General features: G+C 74.2%; 19 protein-coding genes. 2 read left to right on the top strand and 17 right to left on the bottom strand.

Translation table 11 applies throughout. From position 1 onward, the window contains the following. Nucleotides 1-20 precede the first annotated feature (20 nt). The 4 genes from hisH to BMZ16_RS15410 form a co-directional block, all read right to left on the bottom strand. Nucleotides 21-668, bottom strand: coding sequence for an imidazole glycerol phosphate synthase subunit HisH (gene hisH / locus BMZ16_RS15425; protein ID WP_089801982.1), 648 nt, complete (start codon nt 666-668; stop codon nt 21-23). A 73-nt stretch (nt 669-741) separates the two neighbouring features. Next, entirely contained in the window at nt 742-1,218 is a 477-nt protein-coding gene (locus BMZ16_RS15420) for a hypothetical protein (protein WP_089801980.1), read from the bottom strand. Beyond that, the gene (gene hisB, locus BMZ16_RS15415; RefSeq protein WP_089801978.1) at nt 1,215-1,826 is read right to left on the bottom strand and encodes an imidazoleglycerol-phosphate dehydratase HisB; all 612 of its coding nucleotides are present in this window, start codon (nt 1,824-1,826) and stop codon (nt 1,215-1,217) included. Before hisB ends, BMZ16_RS15420 begins: the two co-directional genes overlap by 4 nt. Further along, on the bottom strand, nt 1,823-2,944 hold the full coding sequence (locus BMZ16_RS15410) for a histidinol-phosphate transaminase (protein WP_089801977.1): 1,122 nt from the start codon (nt 2,942-2,944) through the stop codon (nt 1,823-1,825). Before BMZ16_RS15410 ends, hisB begins: the two co-directional genes overlap by 4 nt. Before the next feature lie 86 nt (nt 2,945-3,030). On the opposite strand from BMZ16_RS15410, the gene BMZ16_RS15405 reads away from it, so the two are divergent. Then, nucleotides 3,031-5,190: a RecQ family ATP-dependent DNA helicase gene (locus BMZ16_RS15405; protein ID WP_089802203.1), complete on the top strand. Its 2,160-nt coding sequence runs from the start codon at nt 3,031-3,033 to the stop codon at nt 5,188-5,190. Nucleotides 5,191-5,266: 76 nt separating this feature from the next. Here BMZ16_RS15405 and hisD read toward each other — a convergent pair whose 3' ends face one another. The 3 genes from hisD to BMZ16_RS15390 all read right to left on the bottom strand — a co-directional run bounded on the left by hisD (nt 5,267) and on the right by BMZ16_RS15390 (nt 7,541). Continuing rightward, the gene (gene hisD / locus BMZ16_RS15400) at nt 5,267-6,589 is read right to left on the bottom strand and encodes a histidinol dehydrogenase (protein ID WP_089801975.1); all 1,323 of its coding nucleotides are present in this window, start codon (nt 6,587-6,589) and stop codon (nt 5,267-5,269) included. A gap of 68 nt (nt 6,590-6,657) precedes the next feature. Beyond that, entirely contained in the window at nt 6,658-7,176 is a 519-nt protein-coding gene (locus BMZ16_RS15395; protein WP_089801973.1) for an SRPBCC family protein, read from the bottom strand. Next, the gene (locus tag BMZ16_RS15390) at nt 7,173-7,541 is read right to left on the bottom strand and encodes an ArsR/SmtB family transcription factor (protein WP_369822645.1); all 369 of its coding nucleotides are present in this window, start codon (nt 7,539-7,541) and stop codon (nt 7,173-7,175) included. The genes BMZ16_RS15395 and BMZ16_RS15390 overlap by 4 nt, the downstream gene beginning before the upstream one ends. A gap of 89 nt (nt 7,542-7,630) precedes the next feature. On the opposite strand from BMZ16_RS15390, the gene BMZ16_RS15385 reads away from it, so the two are divergent. Beyond that, complete coding sequence (locus BMZ16_RS15385) at nt 7,631-7,843, top strand: RNA-binding S4 domain-containing protein (RefSeq protein ID WP_089801969.1); 213 nt, start codon at nt 7,631-7,633, stop codon at nt 7,841-7,843. 67 nt (nt 7,844-7,910) lie between these two features. On the opposite strand, the gene dnaE is transcribed toward BMZ16_RS15385, so the two are convergent. From dnaE to BMZ16_RS15335, 10 genes are all read right to left on the bottom strand, one after another. Beyond that, a complete protein-coding gene (gene dnaE / locus BMZ16_RS15380) occupies nt 7,911-11,474 on the bottom strand; it encodes a DNA polymerase III subunit alpha (RefSeq protein WP_089801966.1) in 3,564 nt (1,187 codons plus the stop codon). Nucleotides 11,475-11,526: 52 nt separating this feature from the next. Continuing rightward, entirely contained in the window at nt 11,527-12,462 is a 936-nt protein-coding gene (locus tag BMZ16_RS15375) for an RluA family pseudouridine synthase (protein WP_089801964.1), read from the bottom strand. After that, nucleotides 12,459-13,196: a signal peptidase II gene (gene lspA, locus BMZ16_RS15370; RefSeq protein WP_177199739.1), complete on the bottom strand. Its 738-nt coding sequence runs from the start codon at nt 13,194-13,196 to the stop codon at nt 12,459-12,461. Before lspA ends, BMZ16_RS15375 begins: the two co-directional genes overlap by 4 nt. Before the next feature lie 26 nt (nt 13,197-13,222). After that, nucleotides 13,223-13,663, bottom strand: coding sequence for a TraR/DksA family transcriptional regulator (locus BMZ16_RS15365; RefSeq protein ID WP_255366725.1), 441 nt, complete (start codon nt 13,661-13,663; stop codon nt 13,223-13,225). Nucleotides 13,664-13,914: 251 nt separating this feature from the next. Continuing rightward, nucleotides 13,915-14,607: a DivIVA domain-containing protein gene (locus BMZ16_RS15360; protein ID WP_089802198.1), complete on the bottom strand. Its 693-nt coding sequence runs from the start codon at nt 14,605-14,607 to the stop codon at nt 13,915-13,917. Nucleotides 14,608-14,776: 169 nt separating this feature from the next. Next, nucleotides 14,777-15,064, bottom strand: a complete 288-nt coding sequence (locus BMZ16_RS15355; protein WP_089801962.1) for a YggT family protein — start codon at nt 15,062-15,064, stop codon at nt 14,777-14,779. 3 nt (nt 15,065-15,067) lie between these two features. Continuing rightward, on the bottom strand, nt 15,068-15,547 hold the full coding sequence (locus tag BMZ16_RS15350) for a cell division protein SepF (RefSeq protein WP_089801960.1): 480 nt from the start codon (nt 15,545-15,547) through the stop codon (nt 15,068-15,070). A gap of 182 nt (nt 15,548-15,729) precedes the next feature. After that, nucleotides 15,730-16,515: a peptidoglycan editing factor PgeF gene (gene pgeF, locus BMZ16_RS15345; protein ID WP_255366724.1), complete on the bottom strand. Its 786-nt coding sequence runs from the start codon at nt 16,513-16,515 to the stop codon at nt 15,730-15,732. 5 nt (nt 16,516-16,520) lie between these two features. Further along, entirely contained in the window at nt 16,521-17,804 is a 1,284-nt protein-coding gene (gene ftsZ / locus BMZ16_RS15340) for a cell division protein FtsZ (protein WP_089801957.1), read from the bottom strand. 227 nt (nt 17,805-18,031) lie between these two features. After that, a complete protein-coding gene (locus BMZ16_RS15335) occupies nt 18,032-18,826 on the bottom strand; it encodes a cell division protein FtsQ/DivIB (protein WP_089802194.1) in 795 nt (264 codons plus the stop codon). Between the last annotated feature and the right edge of the window lie 350 nt (nt 18,827-19,176).

The following is a 19,176-nucleotide window of genomic DNA, read 5'->3' as shown; positions in this document are numbered from 1 at the left end:
GGTGACGTGCGGTGACGTGCTCAGCGCAGCGAGCCGACCCAGTGGGACAGCAGCTCCGCGCCGGCGTCGCCGGACTTCTCGGGGTGGAACTGGGTGGCCGACAGCGGCCCGTTCTCCACCGCGGCGACGAACCGGCCGCCGTGGTCGGCCCACGTCACCCGCGGGGCGGGCAGCGGGTGCTCGCCCGCCGGGGGCGCGTCGGCCAGCGGGAAGGAGCGGGCGGCGTACGAGTGCACGAAGTAGAAGCGCTCACCGTCGAGCCCGTCCAGCAGGACGGAGTCCTCGGGAGCGTCGACGTCCGCCCAGCCCATGTGCGGCACGACGTCGGCCTCGAGGCGGTCGACCACACCGGGCCACTGACCCAGGCCCTCGGTACGCACCCCGTGCTCGACGCCCTCGGCGAACATCACCTGCATGCCGACGCAGATGCCGAGCACCGGGCGGCCGCCGGCCAGCCGGCGGTCGACGATCTGGTCGCCGCCGACGGCGCGCAGACCCTCCATGCAGGCGGCGAACGCGCCGACGCCGGGAACGACGAGACCGTCGGCGTCGAGGGCCGCCTGCTTGTCGGCGGTCAGCTCGACGTCGGCACCGACCCGGGCGAGCGCCCGCACCGCGGAGCGCACGTTCCCGAAGCCGTAGTCCAGGACGACAACACGGGGAGACACGACCCCAGGGTAACCGCGCCGGGACGCGCCCCCGGGCGGTCGTCCGACGACCGGACGGCCGCCCGGCGACCCGTCAGCGCCGGTGCGCGGCCAGCAGCCGCATCGCCTTCCAGCGCGACATGCCGACGGACGACACCACGCCCTCGACCTCGCCGGCCGGCAGGTCTCCCAGCAGCAGCTCCTCGAGGACCTCGGGAGCCCCGGACAGCACCAGGCCGGCGGGCAGGTCCTTCTCGTGCTCGCCGCCCACCCACTGCGACGCCGCGACCTTGCCCGCGCGGCGCTCCAGCAGCACGACGGGGACCTGGCGCAGCAGCCGGGACACGGCACCGGCCGCGGGGACGCCTGCCGCGGGGTCGCGCAGCACCGCGAGCGCGCCCACGGGCGACGGCACCGCGTCCACGTCCACGCCCGCCAGCGAGCAGGCGGCCGCGAGCGCCGGCGCGACCGCGACCTGCGTCACGACGACGGCGACGGTGGGCGTCGGCGCCGCGGTCAGCGCCGACAGGTCGTCCGGGATCTCGATGCCGTCGAGGTCGTCCTCGCTCACAGCGCGCCCTTCGTCGACGGGATGCCGTCGACCCGCGGGTCGAGGGCGACGGCCGCGCGCAGCGCGCGGGCCAGCGCCTTGAACTGCGCCTCGACGATGTGGTGCGGGTCGCGCCCGGCGAGCACGCGGACGTGCACGGTGAACGCCGCGTGGTGCGCGATCGACTCGAGCACGTGCGACGTCAGCGACCCCGTGAAGTGGCCACCGATCAGGTGGTACTCCTGCCCCGGGGGCTCCCCGGTGTGGACCAGGTACGGGCGGCCCGACACGTCGACGACCGCCTGGGCGAGGGCCTCGTCGAGGGGGACGGTCGCGTCGCCGTAGCGGGAGATGCCCCGCTTGTCGCCGAGCGCCTCGCGCAGCGCCTGGCCGAGCACGATCGCGGTGTCCTCGACGGTGTGGTGGGCGTCGATGTGCGTGTCGCCCGTGGCCTGCACGGTCAGGTCGATGAGCGAGTGCTTGCCCAGGGCCGTGAGCATGTGGTCGTAGAACGGCACACCCGTGTCGATCTGCGTGCGTCCCGTGCCGTCGAGGTCGAGCTCGACCAGCACGCTGGACTCGCTGGTGCTGCGCTCGATGCGCGCCGTGCGCCGGCGTGCCTCACTCATCGTCCCGCCACCTCCACCAGGGCGTCCTTGAACGCCGCCGTCTCCGCCGGGGTGCCGACCGACACCCGGAGCCATCCCTCGGGGCCCGTGACGCGCACGAGCACACCGCGGTCGAGCAGACCCTGCCAGACCGCCTCGCGGTCGTCGAACATGCCGAACAGCACGAAGTTCGCGTCCGAGTCGGCGGCCGTGAACCCCTGGTCCCGCAGCCACGTCACCAGGGCGTCCCGCTCGGCGCGCAGCGACCCCACCTGGGCCATCAGCTCGGGGGCGTGGCGCAGCGCGGCACGGGCCACCGCCTGCGTGACGGCCGACAGGTGGTACGGCAGCCGCACGACACGCAGCGCGTCCACGAGCTCACGGGAGGCCGACAGGTACCCGACGCGGGCTCCCGCCAGGCCGAAGGCCTTGGACATGGTGCGGCTGACGGCCAGGTGCGGGTGGTCGTCCAGCAGCTCGAGGGCCGACGGCGTGCCCGCGCGGCGGAACTCGCCGTACGCCTCGTCGACGACCACGACGCACCCGCCGGGCACCTCGGCGGCCGCGTCGAGCACCGCGCGGACGGTGTCCGGCGGCAGCGCCGTGCCGGTCGGGTTGTTCGGGCTCGCCAGCAGCACGACGCTCGGCGCGTGCGCCGCGACCGTCGCGCGCGCGTGCCCCGGGTCGATCGTGAAGTCCGCCGCGCGGCGGCCCGTGACCCAGGCGGTCGACGTGCCGCGGGCGTACTCCGGGTACATCGAGTACGTCGGGGCGAACGACAGCGCCGTGCGCCCGGGCCCGCCGAAGGCCTGCAGGACGTGCAGCATGATCTCGTTCGAGCCGTTCGCCGCCCACATCTGCTCGGGCTCGCGGTGCACACCCGACTCGACCTCGAGGTACGCGGCGAGGTCGGCACGCAGCGCCGCGAAGTCGCGGTCCGGGTACCGGTTGAGCCCGCGGGTCGCGTCGGCGACCGCGGCGGCCACGTCGGCGACGACGCGGTCGGACGGGGCGTACGGGTTCTCGTTGACGTTGAGCAGCACCGGGACGTCGAGCTGCGGGGCACCGTACGGCTCGATGCCGACGAGCTCGGGGCGCAGCGGCAGCGTGCCGGGCGACAGGTCGGGAGCGGCGGTCACGTCCCCGAGTCTAGGTTCCGTGCCGCATGCACCGGCCCGGCGCCCGCCCACCGGTCGTGTCGGCGTCGCGACGTACGCTGCCGGACATGCCCACCCCTGCGCCGGACACCGCCACCGCCGTCGACCGGGTCGCGCTGCGCGCGCAGGCGGAGGAGGTGCTGCGGGCCCTCGTCGGACGCGACGACGCGCACCTGCACGAGGACCAGTGGCAGGCGGTCGAGGCCCTGGTCGCCGACCGTCGGCGGGTGCTGGTCGTGCAGCGCACCGGGTGGGGCAAGTCCGCCGTCTACTTCGTCGCGACCGCGCTGCTGCGTCGGGGCGCCGCGGGGCCGCCGCGCGGCGCCACGATCATCGTGTCGCCGCTGCTCGCGCTCATGCGCAACCAGGTCGACGCGGCCCGGCGCGCCGGCATCGCCGCCGAGACGCTCAACTCGGCCAACCAGCAGGACTGGGACGACGTGCACGCGCGCATCGCCGCCGGCGAGGTCGACGTGCTGCTCGTGTCCCCCGAGCGCCTCAACAACCCCGGGTTCCGCGACGAGGTGCTGCCGCGGCTCGCGTCCGACGCCGGGCTCGTCGTCGTGGACGAGGCCCACTGCGTGTCCGACTGGGGCCACGACTTCCGGCCCGACTACCGGCGCATCGGCACGCTGCTGGCCGACCTGCCCGCCGGGGTGCCGGTGCTCGCCACCACGGCCACCGCCAACGCGCGCGTCACGGCGGACGTCGCCGAGCAGCTCGCCGTCACGGACGCCGACGGCGCGCCGGGCGAGGGCACCCTGGTCCTGCGCGGCACGCTCGACCGGCCGAGCCTGCGGCTGCAGGTGACGGCGCTGCCCGACGTCGCGACCCGCCTCGCGTGGCTCGCGTCGACGCTGCCGACGTTGACCGGCTCCGGGATCATCTACTGCCTGACGATCGCCGCCGTGGAGCAGGTGACCGAGCACCTGCGCGCGGCCGGGCTCGACGTCCGGTCCTACACCGGCCAGACCGACCCGACCGAGCGGGAGCAGGCCGAGGCCGACCTGCTCGCCAACCGCGTGAAGGCGCTCGTCGCGACGTCAGCCCTGGGCATGGGCTACGACAAGCCCGACCTCGGCTTCGTCGTCCACGTGGGTGCGCCGTCCTCCCCCATCGCGTACTACCAGCAGGTCGGCCGTGCGGGCCGTGCGACGGCCCGCGCCGACGTCGTGCTGCTGCCCGGGCACGACGACCAGGCGATCTGGGAGTGGTTCGCCTCGACCGCGTTCCCGCCGGAGGACCAGGTGCGCGCGACGCTCGCGGCGCTCGACGCGCAGGGCACGCTCTCGACCGCCGCCCTGGAGACGTTCGTCAGCCTGCGCCGCAGCCGCCTCGAGGGCATGCTCAAGGTCCTCGACGTCGACGGTGCCGTGCGGCGCGTGCGCGGCGGGTGGGAGTCGACCGGGCAGCCGTGGGCGTACGACGGCGAGCGGTACGCCCGCGTCACCGCCGCGCGGCGGGCCGAGCAGCGCACGATGCTGGACTACCAGGCCACCGAGGGCTGCCGGATGGCGTTCCTGCGGGCGGCGCTCGACGACCCGGACCTGCCCGACGGCTGGCGCTGCGACCGCTGCGACCGGTGCACGGGGACGAGTGTCGGGGCCGTGCCCGACGCCGGCGCGGTCGAGCACGCGCGCGAGCTGCTGGCGGTGCCCGGTGAGCCCGTGACCGCCCGTCGGCAGTGGCCCAGCGGTCTCGGCTCGCTCGGTCTGGACCTCAAGGGACGGATCGCACCGGGCGAGCAGGTGGCCGAGGGGCGTGCCGTCGGCCGGCTCGACGCGCTCGGGTGGGGCGGACCGCTGCGCGAGGCGCTGCGCGAGCAGGTGCCCACCGAGCTCCCGGTGAACCTGCGGGCCGCCGTGCGCACCGTGCTCGACGCGTGGGCGCCCCCGGTGGACGTCGTCGTGGCCGTCGCGTCGGAGAGCCGCGGCGCTCTCGTCGAGCACCTGGCGGCCGGGACGGCGCGGCTGCTCGGCGTGCCGCTGGTCGGCGCGCTGCTGCCGACGGGCACGCCCTCGCGGCACGACGTGAACTCTGCGCAGCGCCTGGCGGACGTGCTGCGGCACGTCGACCTGCCGCCCGACGTCGCGGCTGCGGTCGACGGCCGGCGCGTGCTGCTGGTGGACGACCGCACCGACACCGGCTGGACGCTCACCGTGACGGGGCGGCTGCTGCGGCGGGCGGGCGCGACCGAGGTGCTGCCGTTCGTGCTCGGCGTGGGCTGACGCCCGCCGCGCGGGGCACAGCGTCCGCCGGACGCGCACGGCCCCGCCGCGCTCGGCGCACGGCGGGCCGCGTCGCTCAGAACCGGGCGCGGACGGCCTCACCGTGCGCGGGCAGGCCCTCGGCGTCGGCCAGCGCCACGACCCGGTCGGCCACGGCGGCCAGCGCGTCGGCGTCGTACTCGATCACCTGCACGGCACGCAGGAACGAGTGCACACCCAGCCCGCTGGCGAAGTGCGCGCAGCCGCCGGTGGGCAGCACGTGGTTCGAGCCCGCCATGTAGTCACCCAGGGACACCGGCGACCACGGCCCGACGAAGATCGCGCCGGCGCTCGTGACGCGGTCCGCCCACGCGGCGGCGTCCACCGTCTGGATCTCCAGGTGCTCGGCGCCGTAGGCGTTGACCACGTCGAGACCCGCGTCCAGGTCGTCCACCAGGACGATCGCCGACTGCGTGCCCCGCAGCGCGACCGCGACCCGCTCCCGGTTGGCGGTGGCGTCCGCCAGGTCGACGAGCTTCGACTCGACCGCACCCGCGAGCTCCACCGACGGCGTGACCAGGACGGCGGCGGCCAACGGGTCGTGCTCGGCCTGGGAGATGAGGTCCGCGGCGACGTGCACGGGGTCCGCCGTGCCGTCCGCGAGGATCGCGATCTCGGTCGGACCGGCCTCGGCGTCGATGCCGACGATGCCGCGCACCAGGCGCTTGGCCGCCGCGACGTACACGTTTCCGGGGCCCGTGATGACGTCCACGGGCTCGCACAGCGTCTCGCCGTCGACGTCCTCGCTGCCCGCTGCGCCGTACGCCAGCATCGCGACCGCCTGCGCACCGCCGACGGCGTAGACCTCGTCCACGCCGAGCAGCGCGCAGGTGGCCAGGACCACGGGGTCGGGCAGCCCGTCGTTGTCCTTCTGGGGCGGGGACACGACCGCGAGCGACGTCACGCCCGCCTCCTGCGCGGCGACGACGTTCATCACCACGGACGACGGGTACACCGCGAGGCCACCGGGCACGTACAGGCCCACGCGACGCACCGGCAGCCAGCGCTGGCGCACCTGCGCGCCCGGCGCGACCTCGACCGTGAAGTCCTGCGGACGCTGCGCGGCGTGCACACCGCGCACGCGGCGGATCGTCTCCTCCAGCGCGGCGCGGACCTGCGGGTCCAGCGCCCCGACCGCACCCGTGACCGCCTCCGCCGGGACCCGCACGTGCACGGGACGCACACCGTCGAACCGCTCACCGAGCTCGCGCAGGGCGGCCGCGCCCCGCGTCCGCACCGCCTCGAGGATCGGCGCCACCGTGGTGGTGGCGTGCTCGACGTCGAGCTCGGCCCGGGGCAGCTCGAGGAGCAGCTCACGACGTGAGGGGCGGCGACCGCGCAGGTCGATTCGGGAGATCACGGGATCGAGTCTAGGACGACCCAGGCGGAGCGGTTCGGGCCGTCCGGCACCGCCGCCGCGGTGTCGCCTCAGCCCGCGGCGTCGTCCCCGGGTGCGTACTGGGCCCACAGGTCGCCCCACGGACGCACCGGCCGGTGCGCGGCGTCGTCCTCCAGCTGGTCGAGCACCACCTGCCAGCCCGTGCCGTAGTCGCGCGCCGCCGCGGCCTCCAGACGGGTGTGGAGCAGCACGAGCTCGCCGTCCTCGGAGACCTCGACCCGCAGGTGCGACTGCTGCTCACCGGGGAAGTGCCACGTCAGCTCGAGCAGCCGCGGGGGCTCGCAGCGCAGGACCTCCCCGTGGGCGACGTCGTCGGCGCCGGGGCGGCCCTCCCCCATCCGCAGCTCGTAGGTGCCCCCCGCCCGCAGGTCCCCGGACAGGGCGCCGAGCCACCGCCGGGCGCGCTCGGGGGACGTGATCGCGTCCCAGAGGTCGGCGCCGTCGGTGCCGTAGCGCCGCCGGAGCTCGACCCGGGAGGCGTCCCCGTCGACGGTCACGGTGCCCTGGTGGGGCGTGCCGGTGCTCGAGCCGGGCGTGCTGGTGCTCATGCGTCCTCCTCGCGGGGGTCGGTGCCGTCGGCGGGGCTGCCGACGGACGGTGTCCTGGCACGCCGACCGCGGGCCACCTCGGTGCCGAGCGCGTCGAGCCGCGGTGTCCACGCCCGCACCACGGACGACGCCCACCGGCCGACCTCGTCGACCGCCTCCGGGCGGACGGTGTACAGCCGGACCGGGCCGCGCGCCCGTGACGTGACGAGGCCCGCCTCGCGCAGGACGCGCAGGTGCCGGGACACCGCCGGCTGGCTGATGCCGAACTCGTCCCCCACGGCGGCCGCGAGCTCGCCCGCGGGCCGCTCGCCCGCGCCGACGAGCTCGACGAGGCGGCGGCGGACGGGATCGCCCAGGACGTCCATGGGGTGCACGACCCCATGCTTTCACCGAGGGTTATATAACGCAAGAGTTAGATGAGTGACCGACCCGCCGCGGCTGGCAGACTGGACGCGTGACCCAGCACGACGAGCCCATCCGCCTCGGCCAGTTCCTCAAGCTCGTCGGCCTCGCCGAGACCGGCGGGCACGCCCGCGCCCTCCTCGACGACGGCGCGGTGACCGTCAACGGCGAGCCCGAGGCCCGCCGCGGCCGGCAGCTGCGACCCGGTGACGTCGTCGAGGTGGACCTCCCCGGCGGCGTCCAGCGCGCGACGGTCGAGGACTAGCCCCCACCGGCCCTGCCCGCCGTCGGCCCCGGCAGCGCGGCGCGCCGTCCCGACCGCCCGCCGCGCCTCAGGACGCCAGGCAGCTCGGACCGAGCAGCGCCTTGAGGTCCCCGAACAGCGACGGTGACCGCTCGACGCGCAGCCCGTCGTCCAGCCGCATCACCACGGCGCGACCGGGGCTGGTGAGCCGCAGGTGCACCTCGGTGACGCCCGGGTGCGTGGACAGCACCTCGCGCAGCCGCTCGACGACCGGCGGCGTGCAGCGGCCCTCCGTGAGCGACACGACGACCGGGGAGTCCGCGGCCTGCGACGTGTCCGGGATGGAGACCTCCATCGCCTGCAGCTGCATCTGGTCGTCCCGTCGGCGCACGCGGCCGCGCACCACGAGCACCGCGTCCTCGGCCAGCACCGTCGAGTAGGCGAGGTACGTCTCGCCGAAGAACATGATCTCGACGGAGCCCTCCATGTCCTCGAGCGTCACCGCGGCCCACGGGTTGCCCTGCTTCGACATCTTGCGCTGCAGGCTGGTGACCAGGCCCGCCACCACGACCGTCGAGCCGTCCGGGCGTGCCTCGTCGGCGTTGAGCGTCGCGATCGACACGTCCGCCTGCGCGGACAGCACGTGCTCGAGCCCCGACAGCGGGTGGTCCGAGACGTACAGGCCGAGCATCTCGCGCTCGAACGCGAGCCGCTGCTTCTTGTCCCAGTCCGGCAGGTCGGGGATCGTCACGGCGATGCCCGTGCCGGTCTCGTCGTCGCCGCCCAGGTCGGCGAACAGGTCGAACTGGCCCGTCGCCTCCTTGCGCTTGACGTCGATGACCGCGTCGACCGCCTGCTCGTGGACCAGCAGGAGCGCACGGCGCGGGTGGCCCAGGGAGTCGAACGCCCCGGCCTTGATGAGCGACTCGATGGTCCGCTTGTTGCAGACGACGGCCGGCACCTTGTCGAGGAAGTCGGTGAAGGACGTGAACGCGCCCTTCTCCTCGCGGGCCGCCACGATCGCGTCGACGACGTTGGCGCCGACGTTGCGCACCGCGGTGAGCCCGAAACGGATGTCGACGCCGACGGCCGTGAAGTTCGCCGACGAGGAGTTGACGTCCGGCGGCAGCACGGTGATGCCCATGTGCCGGCACTCGCCCAGGTACAGCGCCGACTTGTCCTTGTCGTCGCGCACGCTGGTCAGCAGCGCCGCCATGTACTCGGTCGGGAAGTTCGCCTTGAGGTAGGCGGTCCAGTACGACACGACGCCGTACGCCGCGGAGTGCGCCTTGTTGAAGGCGTAGCCGGCGAACGGCACGAGGACGTCCCACACGGCCTGGATCGCGGCGTCGGAGTAGCCGCGCTCGCGCATGCCGGCCTGGAAGGGGATGAACTCCTTGTCGAGGACCTCCTTCTTCTTCTTGCCCATCGCGCGACGCAGCAGGTCGGCCTGTCCGAGCGAGTACCCGGCCAGCACCTGCGCGGCCTTCTGCACCTGCTCCTGGTAGACGATCAGCCCGTGGGTGATGCCCACCACGTCCTCGAGCGGCTCGACGAGCTCGGGGTGGATCGGCTCGACCTCCTGCAGGCCGTTCTTGCGCAGCGCGTAGTTGACGTGCGAGTTCATGCCCATCGGGCCCGGGCGGTACAGCGCGATGACGGCCGAGATGTCCTCGAAGTTGTCCGGGCGCATCTGGCGCAGCAGGGAGCGCATCGGCCCGCCGTCGAGCTGGAACACCCCGAGCGTGTCACCGCGGCCCAGCAGCTCGTACGTCGGCGGGTCGTCGAGCGGGACCGTCTCGATCTCGATCGGCGGCTTGCCGTTCATGACGATGTTCTCGAGCGCGTCGTCGAGGATCGTCAGGTTGCGCAGGCCGAGGAAGTCCATCTTGATGAGGCCGAGGGCCTCGGACGCCGGCTGGTCGAACTGCGTGATGATCGCGCCGTCCTGGGGGCGCTTCATGATCGGGATGATGTCGAGCAGCGGCTCGCTCGACATGATGACGCCGGCGGCGTGGACGCCCCACTGCCGCTTGAGGTTCTCCAGGCCGCGCGCCGTCTCCAGCACGCGCTGCGCCTCGGGGTCGGCGGCCACGACCTGCCGGAACTCGTCGGCCTCCGCGTACCGCGGGTGCTCGGGGTCGTACATCCCCGACAGGGGGATGTCCTTGCCCATGACCGCCGGCGGCATCGCCTTGGTGAGCTTGTCCCCCATCGCGAACGGGAAGCCCAGCACGCGCGACGCGTCCTTGAGCGCCTGCTTGGCCTTGATCGTGCCGTAGGTGACGATCTGGCAGACCCGGTCGTCGCCGTACTTCTCCGTGACGTACCGGATGACCTCGCCGCGCCGGCGCTCGTCGAAGTCGACGTCGACGTCGGGCCAGGACACGCGCTCGGGGTTGAGGAACCGCTCGAAGATCAGCCCGTGCTCGAGCGGGTCGAGCTCCGTGATGCCCATCGCGTACGACGCCATCGAGCCGGCCGCGGAACCACGCCCCGGGCCGACGCGGATGCCCTGCGCCTTGGCCCAGTTGATGAAGTCCGCGACGACGAGGAAGTACCCCGAGAACCCGAGCTGCGTGATGACGCCGGTCTCGTAGTCCGCCTGCTTGCGGACCGCGTCCGGGACCGAGCCGTGGTACCGCCGCAGCAGGCCGTTCTCGACCTCCTTGACGAACCAGGAGTCCTCGTTCTCGCCCGCGGGGACCGGGAACCTGGGCATGTAGTTGGCGCCGGTGTTGAACTTCACCTCGCACTGCTCGGCGATGAGCAGCGTGTTGTCGCACGCCTCGGGCAGCTCCGCCCAGGTACGGCGCATCTCGGCGGCCGACTTCACGTAGTAGCCGCTGCCGCTGAACGCGAACCGCGAGCCACCCTGGTCGCTCGTCGGCTCGTCCAACGTCGACCCGGACTGCACCGCGAGCAGCACCTCGTGCGCGTGGGCGTCCTCCTCGCGCGTGTAGTGCAGGTCGTTCGTGGCGACGAGCGGGGCGCCGATCCCCTCGGCGATGCGCAGCAGGTCCTTGATGACCCGGCGCTCGATCTCCAGGCCGTGGTCCATGACCTCGACGTAGAAGTAGTCCTTGCCGAAGATGTCCTGCAGCTCGCCCGCGGCCCGCAGCGCCTCGTCGTAGTGCCCCAGCCGCAGCCGCGTCTGGATCTCGCCCGACGGGCAGCCGCTCGTCGCGATCAGACCGTCGGAGTAGCGCGACAGCAGCTCGCGGTCCATGCGGGGCCACTTGCCCATCTGGCCCTCGAGCGAGGCCAGCGAACCCATCCGGAACAGGTTGTGCATGCCGTCCGTGGTCCGGCTCAGCAGCGTCAGGTGCGTGTACGCGCCGCGGGCGGACACGTCGTCCGCCGCCTGGTGCGCCTCGCCCCAGCGCACCCGGTTCTGGTCGAACCGGCTGGTGCCCGGCGTGACGTAGGCCTCGACCCCGATGATCGGCTTGATGCCGCGGTCGGTCGCCTTCTGCCAGAACTCGAAGGCGCCGAACAGGTAGCCGTGGTCCGTGATGGCCATCGCCGTCTGGCCCAGCCGCTTCGCCTCGTCCAGCATCTCGCCGACGCGTGCCGCACCGTCGAGCATCGAGTACTCGCTGTGCGCGTGGAGGTGGACGAAGGACGGGTCCGGGGATCCTCCAGCACTCATGCTGGCGATCCTACGTCGCCCCACCGACGGTCCCGGCCGTGCCCCGCCGGGTCTAGGAGTACGCACCCCGCAACGTCTCGAGGCCCGCGACGAGGTCCTCGGGGTACTCGCTCGTGGCCTCGAACCACTCCCCCGTGCCCGGGTGCTCGAACCCGAGGCGCACGGCGTGCAGCCACTGCCGCGTCACCCCGAGACGCGCCGCGAGCGTCGGGTCCGCGCCGTACGTGAGGTCCCCCACGAGGCTGTGCTTGAGCGCCGCGAAGTGCACGCGGATCTGGTGCGTCCGGCCCGTCTCCAGGTGCACCTCGACCAGCGAGGCACCCGGCAGCATCTCCAGCACCTCGTAGTGCGTGACCGAGGGCTTGCCGTCCGCCACGACCGCGAACTTCCAGTCCGACGACGGGTGGCGGCCGATCGGTGCGTCGATCGTGCCCGTCGTGGGTGACGGGTGACCCTGGGCGAGCGCGTGGTACACCTTCTCGACCGTGCGCTCCTTGAACGCGCGCTTCAGCGCGGTGTACGCGTGCTCGCTCTTGGCGACGACCATGAGGCCGGACGTGCCGGCGTCGAGCCGGTGGACGATGCCCTGCCGCTCCGCCGAGCCGGACGTGGAGATGCGGTAGCCCGCCGCGGCGAGCGCGCCCACCACGGTGGGACCCGTCCAGCCGGGCGACGGGTGCGCCGCGACGCCCACGGGCTTGTCGACCACCACGAGGTCGTCGTCGTCGTGGACGATCCGCATCCCCGGCACGGGCTCGGCGACCACGGCCGGCACGGCGGTGGCCACGGGCTCCAGGTCGACCTCGAGGTAGGCGCCCGCGACGAGCCGGTCGGACTTGCCCACCGGGCGCCCGTCGACGCGGACGGCACCCTCGGCGGCGAGCTCCGCGGCGCGCGTGCGCGACAGCCCCAGGAGACGGGCGAGCGCGGCGTCGACCCGCTCGCCGGCCAGGCCGTCGGGGACGGGCAGCGCCCGCGTGCCGCTCACGCCGCACCCCCGCCCGTGGTGGTGCCGGGCGCGGTCGTTCCGGGCGCGGTGGTTCCGGGCGTGGTGGTGCCGGGCGTGGTGCTCGCCGGCTCGTCGGTCCCGTCGGCCGGGCCGGGATCGCCGGGCGGCGTCGGATCGGCGCCGTCGTGCCCGTCGCGGCTGCCGTCGACGTGGACGCCGCGGGAGGTGAGCCACACGACCAGCACCGCCGCCGCGACGATCGCGATGTCCGCGACGTTCCCGATGAACAGCCGCCCGTAGGCGAGGAAGTCGATGACGTGGCCGCGCAGCGGTCCGGGCTCGCGCACCATCCGGTCCACGAGGTTGCCGAGCGCACCGCCGAGCAGCAGCCCCAGGGCCACGGCCCACGCGGCCGAGCCGATGCGCCGCGACACCCGGACGATCACGACGACCACCACGACCGCGACCAGGGTCAGGACCCAGGTCATGCCCGTCGCGATCGACAGTGCGGCGCCCGGGTTGCGCACGAGCTGGAGCCCGAACAGGTCACCGAGCAGCGGGGTGCGCTCCCCGGGGGCCAGCGCGGCCACCGCCCACACCTTGGTGAGCTGGTCGACGACCAGCACCGAGGCTGTGAGGGCGACGAGCCCCCGCAGCAGCCGGCGGCGACGCTCGGGGGCGACGAGCACCGCCCCACCCGCTCCGTCGTCGCCCGCCGTGGTCGCGGCGGGTGTCGGGCGGTCGTCGGGCAGGGCGGTGTCGTCGTCCGTCATGGGCACCGCAGGAGTCTACGGGCGCCTCAGCGCCGCTCCTCCCGCTGCTTGCAGCTCACGCACAGCATCGCGCGCGGGAACGCCTGCAGGCGCGCCTTGCCGATGGCCTGCCCGCAGGACTCGCACACACCGAACGTCCCGGCCGCGAGCCGATCGAGGGCGTGCGAGGTCTGGTCGAGCAGGTCGCGCGTGTTGTTGACGAGGGTGAGCTCGTGCTCACGCTCGAGTGCGGACGAACCGGAGTCCGCCTGGTCGTCCCCGGCACCGTCGCCGGAGTTGCGCAGCAGGTCCGACAGCTCGGCGTCGGCCGCAGCCACCTCGTCGATGAGGCGTAGGCGGTCGGCGGTGAGCTCCTCGGTGACCTGGTCGATCTCGGCGCGGGTCCACGGCACCTCGCCGTCGCGCACCGGCAGCAGCGCGGCCGGTGCCCCCCGTCCCTCGTCGAACCCCGTCGTCAGTGTGCTCAAGGCATCATTCAGTGTCACGGACGTTCCCCCCGTCTCGAGTGCGCCGACCTTATGCGCGTACGGGACACCGCACAACAGGACACGGCGGGCACGGGGGAACGCGACACGCCGAGCCGACCAGCCGGCGGTTCACGTGCGGGGCGGCCACCGCCCCGCAGGCCGCCCTCGGGCGGACGGCGGTCACCCGGACGTCGTCCGGGCACGCCCACGCCGCCGGGGGCGGGCACGCGCCCCCGGCGGCGGGCTGTCGATCAGATGCTCTGGCTCTCCGGGACCGACTGGCCCTGGCCGGAGCGGGGCGGCAGCGCGTTGCCACGGTTCTCGAGGTCCCCGAGGAGGTTCTCGAGGTAGCTCTTGAGACGCGTGCGGTAGTCGCGCTCGAACACGCGCAGCTCGTCGATCTTGCGCTCGAGCAGCGAACGCTCCTGCTCGAGCTGGCCGAGGGTGCGCTGCGAGGTCTCCTCCGCCTCGCGCACGATCCGGTTGGCCCGCGTCTTCGCCTCGTTGATGAGCCGGTCGGACTCCTCCTGGCCGCTGCGCACGTAGTCGTCGTGCAGCTTCTGCGCCAGGGCGAGCATGCCGGTCGCGGACTCGGGCTCGTTGCCCCGCGTGGGGCCGGGCGCGGGGGCCGACACGACGGACGGCTGCGCCATGGCCGGCACCGGGGCCGGCTGCGGCGGCGCGGGAGCCGGCGTCGGCTCCGGGGTCGGCTCCGGCTTCGGCGCCGGGGCGGCCTGCTGCGCACCCGCACGGCTGAGCTCCGCGATGCGCCGCTCAGCGGCCGCGAGCTTCGTCTTCAGGTCGTCGTTCTCGCCCTGGATGTCCCGCAGGGTGTTGACGACCTCGTCCAGGAAGTCGTCGACCTCGTCCTGGTCGTAGCCTTCCCGGAACTTCGTCGCCTGGAACTTCTTGTTCAGGACGTCGTCTGCGGTGAGCAGTGCCATCGTCGTCACCTCTGTCGGTCGTACTGGCTCTGGCCGGCGGCAGTCAGTCCACCGACCACCTCGGGCCACGGTAGCGGAGAATCCGGGCGGCGCACGCCTCCCGACACTCCGAGGACGCGTGCTGCGCGCACCCCGCGGACGCCCGTACGGGCGCCGGGAGCACGGCCGTTCAGGACAGCCTGCCGAGCACCTGCAGCAGCAGCGAGCAGACGAGGGCCAGCACCAGGAAGGCCAGGTCGAACCGCACGGAGCCGATGCCGATCGGCGGCAGGACGCGTCGCAGTGCACGCAGGGGCGGGTCGGTGACCGAGTAGGTCACCTCCGCGACGACGAGGGCGAACCCCGTCGGTCGCCAGTCGCGCGCGAAGACCTGGACCCAGTCCAGCACCAGGCGCACGAGCAGCAGCAGGAAGAAGACGAGGACGACCAGGTAGAGCAGGCTGGCGATCAGGCGCACGCGTCAGCTCTGGTTGTAGAAGCCGGAACGGGTGGCCGGCTCGGCAGCGGTCGCGGCGTCGCCCGCCAGCTCGACGTGCGCGGGCGACAGCAGGAAGACCTTGCTCGTCACACGCTCGATGGCGCCGTGCAGCCCGAAGATGAGCCCCGCGGAGAAGTCGACGAGCCGCTTGGCGTCCGCGTCGTCCATGTCCGTGAGGTTCATGATCACCGGCGTCCCCTCGCGGAACGCCTCGCCGATCTTGCGCGCGTCGTTGTACGAGCGGGGGTGGATGGTCGTGATGCGACGCAGGTCCCCCGCCTCGCGCGGCGCCGGTGCAGCCTGCACCCGCGGCGTGCGGTGCAGCGGCATGACCTGGGCCTCGTAGCTGTCCTCCGGCACGGCGACCTCCGCCTCCTCGTACTCCTCGAGGTACTCCTCGTGGTCGGACCGGTCGTCGGCCAGGCCGAGGTACAGCATCGTCTTGCGCAGCGCTCCGGCCATCGCGTCGTCTCCCATCCGCCGGGCTTCCCCGACTCCTGCGGCCCTGCCTGACGGCACCGACCGCCCGGCAGGTGCCGGGACCGGTGTCGGTGCGGTGTCGATCGTCTCCGCGCTGGTCACGCTAGCAACGCGGGGCCTGGAGAGCGCGGCGACACGCGGGCGTGTCGCGACCGCGCACGAGGTCACCCGGCCGGCGTCGCACGCTCCGGGAGCAGCCGGACGACGCCGCCGAACCGTCCGGTGGCCGCGGCGCCCTCGTGGACCGCGCGCCGGTGCGAGTACAGGTCGGGGTCGCGGTACGTGTCGCGGCCGTCCACGTGGACGTGGACCAGCCCGGCGCGCAGCAGCACGGCACGCGCACCGGCGGCGAGGTCGAGCGCCGGTGTGCCCACCGCCGTGGTCGCTGCCGCCTCGGGGACGACGGCCGCCACGTCGTCCCGCATCGCAGCGGGGACCTCGTAGGACACGCCGGCGATGCAGGGGCCGACGGCCGCGACGGTACGCGACGGGTCCGCGCCCCGCCGGACCATGGCGGCCACGGTGGCCTGCAGCACGCCCGCCACCAGTCCCGCCCTGCCGGCGTGCGCGGCGGCGACGACGCGGGCCACCGGGTCGGCGAGCAGCACGGGCGCGCAGTCCGCCACGTACACGCCCACCGCCACGTCCGGGGTCGTGGTCACCAGACCGTCCGCGGGGAGGTCCTGCGACGAGACGTCGCTGACGAGCAGCACGTCGGCACCGTGCACCTGGGTCGCGAGCACGACCGGCGCACCGATCCGCTGCTCCAGCGCGCGCCGGTTCGCGGCGACGGCGGCGGGGTCGTCACCCACCCGGGTGCCGAGGTTCAGGCCGCGCCACGGGCCGTCGCTGCAGCCCCCGGCGCGCGACGTGAACCCCGCGACGACGCCGGGGCCGAGCGGTACGGCGTCGATCACGACGCCGTCCGCCGGCCCCGGGCGGTCGGCCACACGACCTACTTGAGGAAGTCGGGCACGTCGAGCTCGTCCCGCTCGCGGCGCGCGGGCTCCTCCGCGAGGACGCGGGGCACCTCGAGCGACCCCGTGGCGGGCGCGGGCTCGGACCGCGACGACATGAACGCCGGCACCTCGGGGCGCAGGGCCTCACCGGGCTGACCGGTGGTGCGGACGGTGCCGACCGGCACCAGGTCCTCGTCGGGGAGCTGCACGGGGCGCGGCGTCGGGGCCTGGCCGGCACCCGGCAGGTTCGTGACGGGGGCCACCGCGGGCACCTGCCGGGCGGTCGCGCCGCTGACCTGACCGAGTGCGCGGGAGTCCCGGCGCACCACCGGACCGCCGCCGTCGAACCCGGCGGCGATGACCGTGACCCGGACCTCGTCACCGAGGGCGTCGTCGATGACCGCACCGAAGATGATGTTCGCCTCGGCGTGGGCGGCCTCCTGCACCAGGCGGGCCGCCTCGTTGATCTCGAACAGACCGAGGTCGGACCCGCCCTGGATCGACAGCAGGACGCCGTGGGCGCCGTCGATGCTGGCCTCCAGGAGCGGCGACGAGATCGCCATCTCCGCCGCCTGCACGGCACGGTCCTCCCCGCGGGCGAAGCCGATGCCCATGAGGGCCGAGCCTGCCCCCTGCATGACGGACTTGACGTCGGCGAAGTCGAGGTTGATGAGGCCGGGCGTGGTGATGAGGTCGGTGATGCCCTGGACGCCGGACAGCAGCACCTGGTCGGCGGAGTGGAACGCGTCGAGCACGGACACGGACCGGTCCGAGATGGACAGCAGCCGGTCGTTCGGGATCACGATGAGGGTGTCGACCTCGGCGCGCAGGGCCTCGATGCCGGCGTCGGCCTGCACGGAGCGCCGGCGACCCTCGAACGTGAACGGCCGCGTCACGACACCGATGGTCAGCGCACCCAGCGACCGCGCGATCCGCGCCACGACCGGCGCGCCACCGGTCCCGGTGCCACCACCCTCGCCCGCGGTGACGAAGACCATGTCGGCGCCCCGCAGGACGTCCTCGATCTCCTCGGAGTGGTCCTCCGCCGCCTTCTTGCCGACCTCCGGGTCGGCGCCCGCGCCGAGCCCGCGCGTCAGCTCACGGCCGACGTCGAGCTTGACGTCGGCGTCGGACATGAGCAGGGCCTGGGCGTCGGTGTTGACGGCGATGAACTCGACACCCTTGAGGCCGACCTCGATCATGCGGTTCACGGCGTTCACGCCGCCACCGCCGATGCCGACGACCTTGATGACCGCCAGATAGTTCTGCGGAGCTGCCACGGTGGGTGCCTCTCGTTCGCGGGTCGCGGCGTGCCGGGCCGCTGGTGCTCGCCCCGACACGCGGGACGCGGGTCGTGCTCGTCAACCTTCACCTTCAGGTTGAAGGTGAGAGTTATGTCAGATGTGCTGTCGGGTCGTGACGCTAGGTGGCCGCCGACCACGGATCAACGACCGCGCCGCGCGTGTCGTGCTTCGCCGCCGTGATCCGCACCGCGGACGCCGCGTGCTCACTTCGTGATGGGCATCTGGGGCGCGGAGACGTCGAAGACGGACGCGCCCGCGGCCTCGGGCGCGGCACGCAACGCGGCCAGCACGGCGAGCTTCAGGGGGGTCTGCTCCGCGCTCCCCCAGTCGATCCGGGGGCCGCCGTCGCGCAGCTGCATGGTGACGGTGTCCTGGCTCGCCGCGGCGACCGAGGCGACCTGCCCCAGCAGGTCGGGCGGCAGCTGCTCGAGGACGTGCAGCACCGCCGACAGCGTGCGCGCGTCCCCGACCGGGACGTCGACGACGGGCAGGCCGTCGGGCGCCGCATCGGCACGCCCCACCTGCACGCCCTGCTCGTCGAGCAGCACGAGGCCCGTGGCCGGCGCCTCCTCCGGCACCGCAGCCACCGGCTCGCGCGACACCAGCTGCACGGCCAGGCCGCGGGGCCACTGCCGCACGACGCGCGCCTCCCGCACGCCCGGCACCTCCAGCACCCGGTCCCGCAGCCCGACGGTGTCGAGCCGCGGCAGGGGCGTGCCGGCACGCTCGTCGACGACCGCGACCACCTGGTCCACCGCCACGACGGTGCCGGCGCCGGTCACCTCCACCTGCGTCACGTCGAGCGCGAGCACCGGCGAGAGCAGCAGCAGCCAGCCGAGCGCCCCGACGGCCACGACGCCGGCCGCTCCCCCGACCACCTGGCGCCGCGCGAGGTTGCGCCGGGCGCGCGCCCGCTCGGCGAACCGCTCGCGCGACGTGGTCGAGACGACCGCGGGCCTCACCGGCCCGCTGAACCGGCCGACGGTGTAGGTGGTCACGGCCCGCGTCGAGCCGGTGACGGGGTCGGTCGCCGGCGCCGTCGGCGCACCGGGCGCCCGACGGACGCGCGACGTCGCGGCGGTCGGTCGCGTGCCGGGCCCTCGCACCCCGCGTGCCGGCGTGTCGGAGCGGTCAGATGCCGCGGCGGGGTCGCCGCGGCCCGGTCGCGACGCGGGCGGGCCGGCCGGCGCACGCGTCGGCGGGGCGGGCGTCTGCGGGGCGGGCGTCTGCGGGGCGGGGGTCGACGGGGCGGAGGTCGGTGGCGCGGGCGCGGAGGCCGCGGGCGGCGCAGGCACCGGACCGGTCGGCGCGCTGCGCGGGGCGGGGTCGTCCCCCCGGACCGGGCGAC

Source organism: Cellulomonas sp. KH9 (assembly GCF_900114185.1).
GTDB lineage: Bacteria > Actinomycetota > Actinomycetes > Actinomycetales > Cellulomonadaceae > Cellulomonas.
Note: the sequence above shows the minus strand (reverse complement) of the source record. Positions and strands in the feature narration are given on the sequence as shown.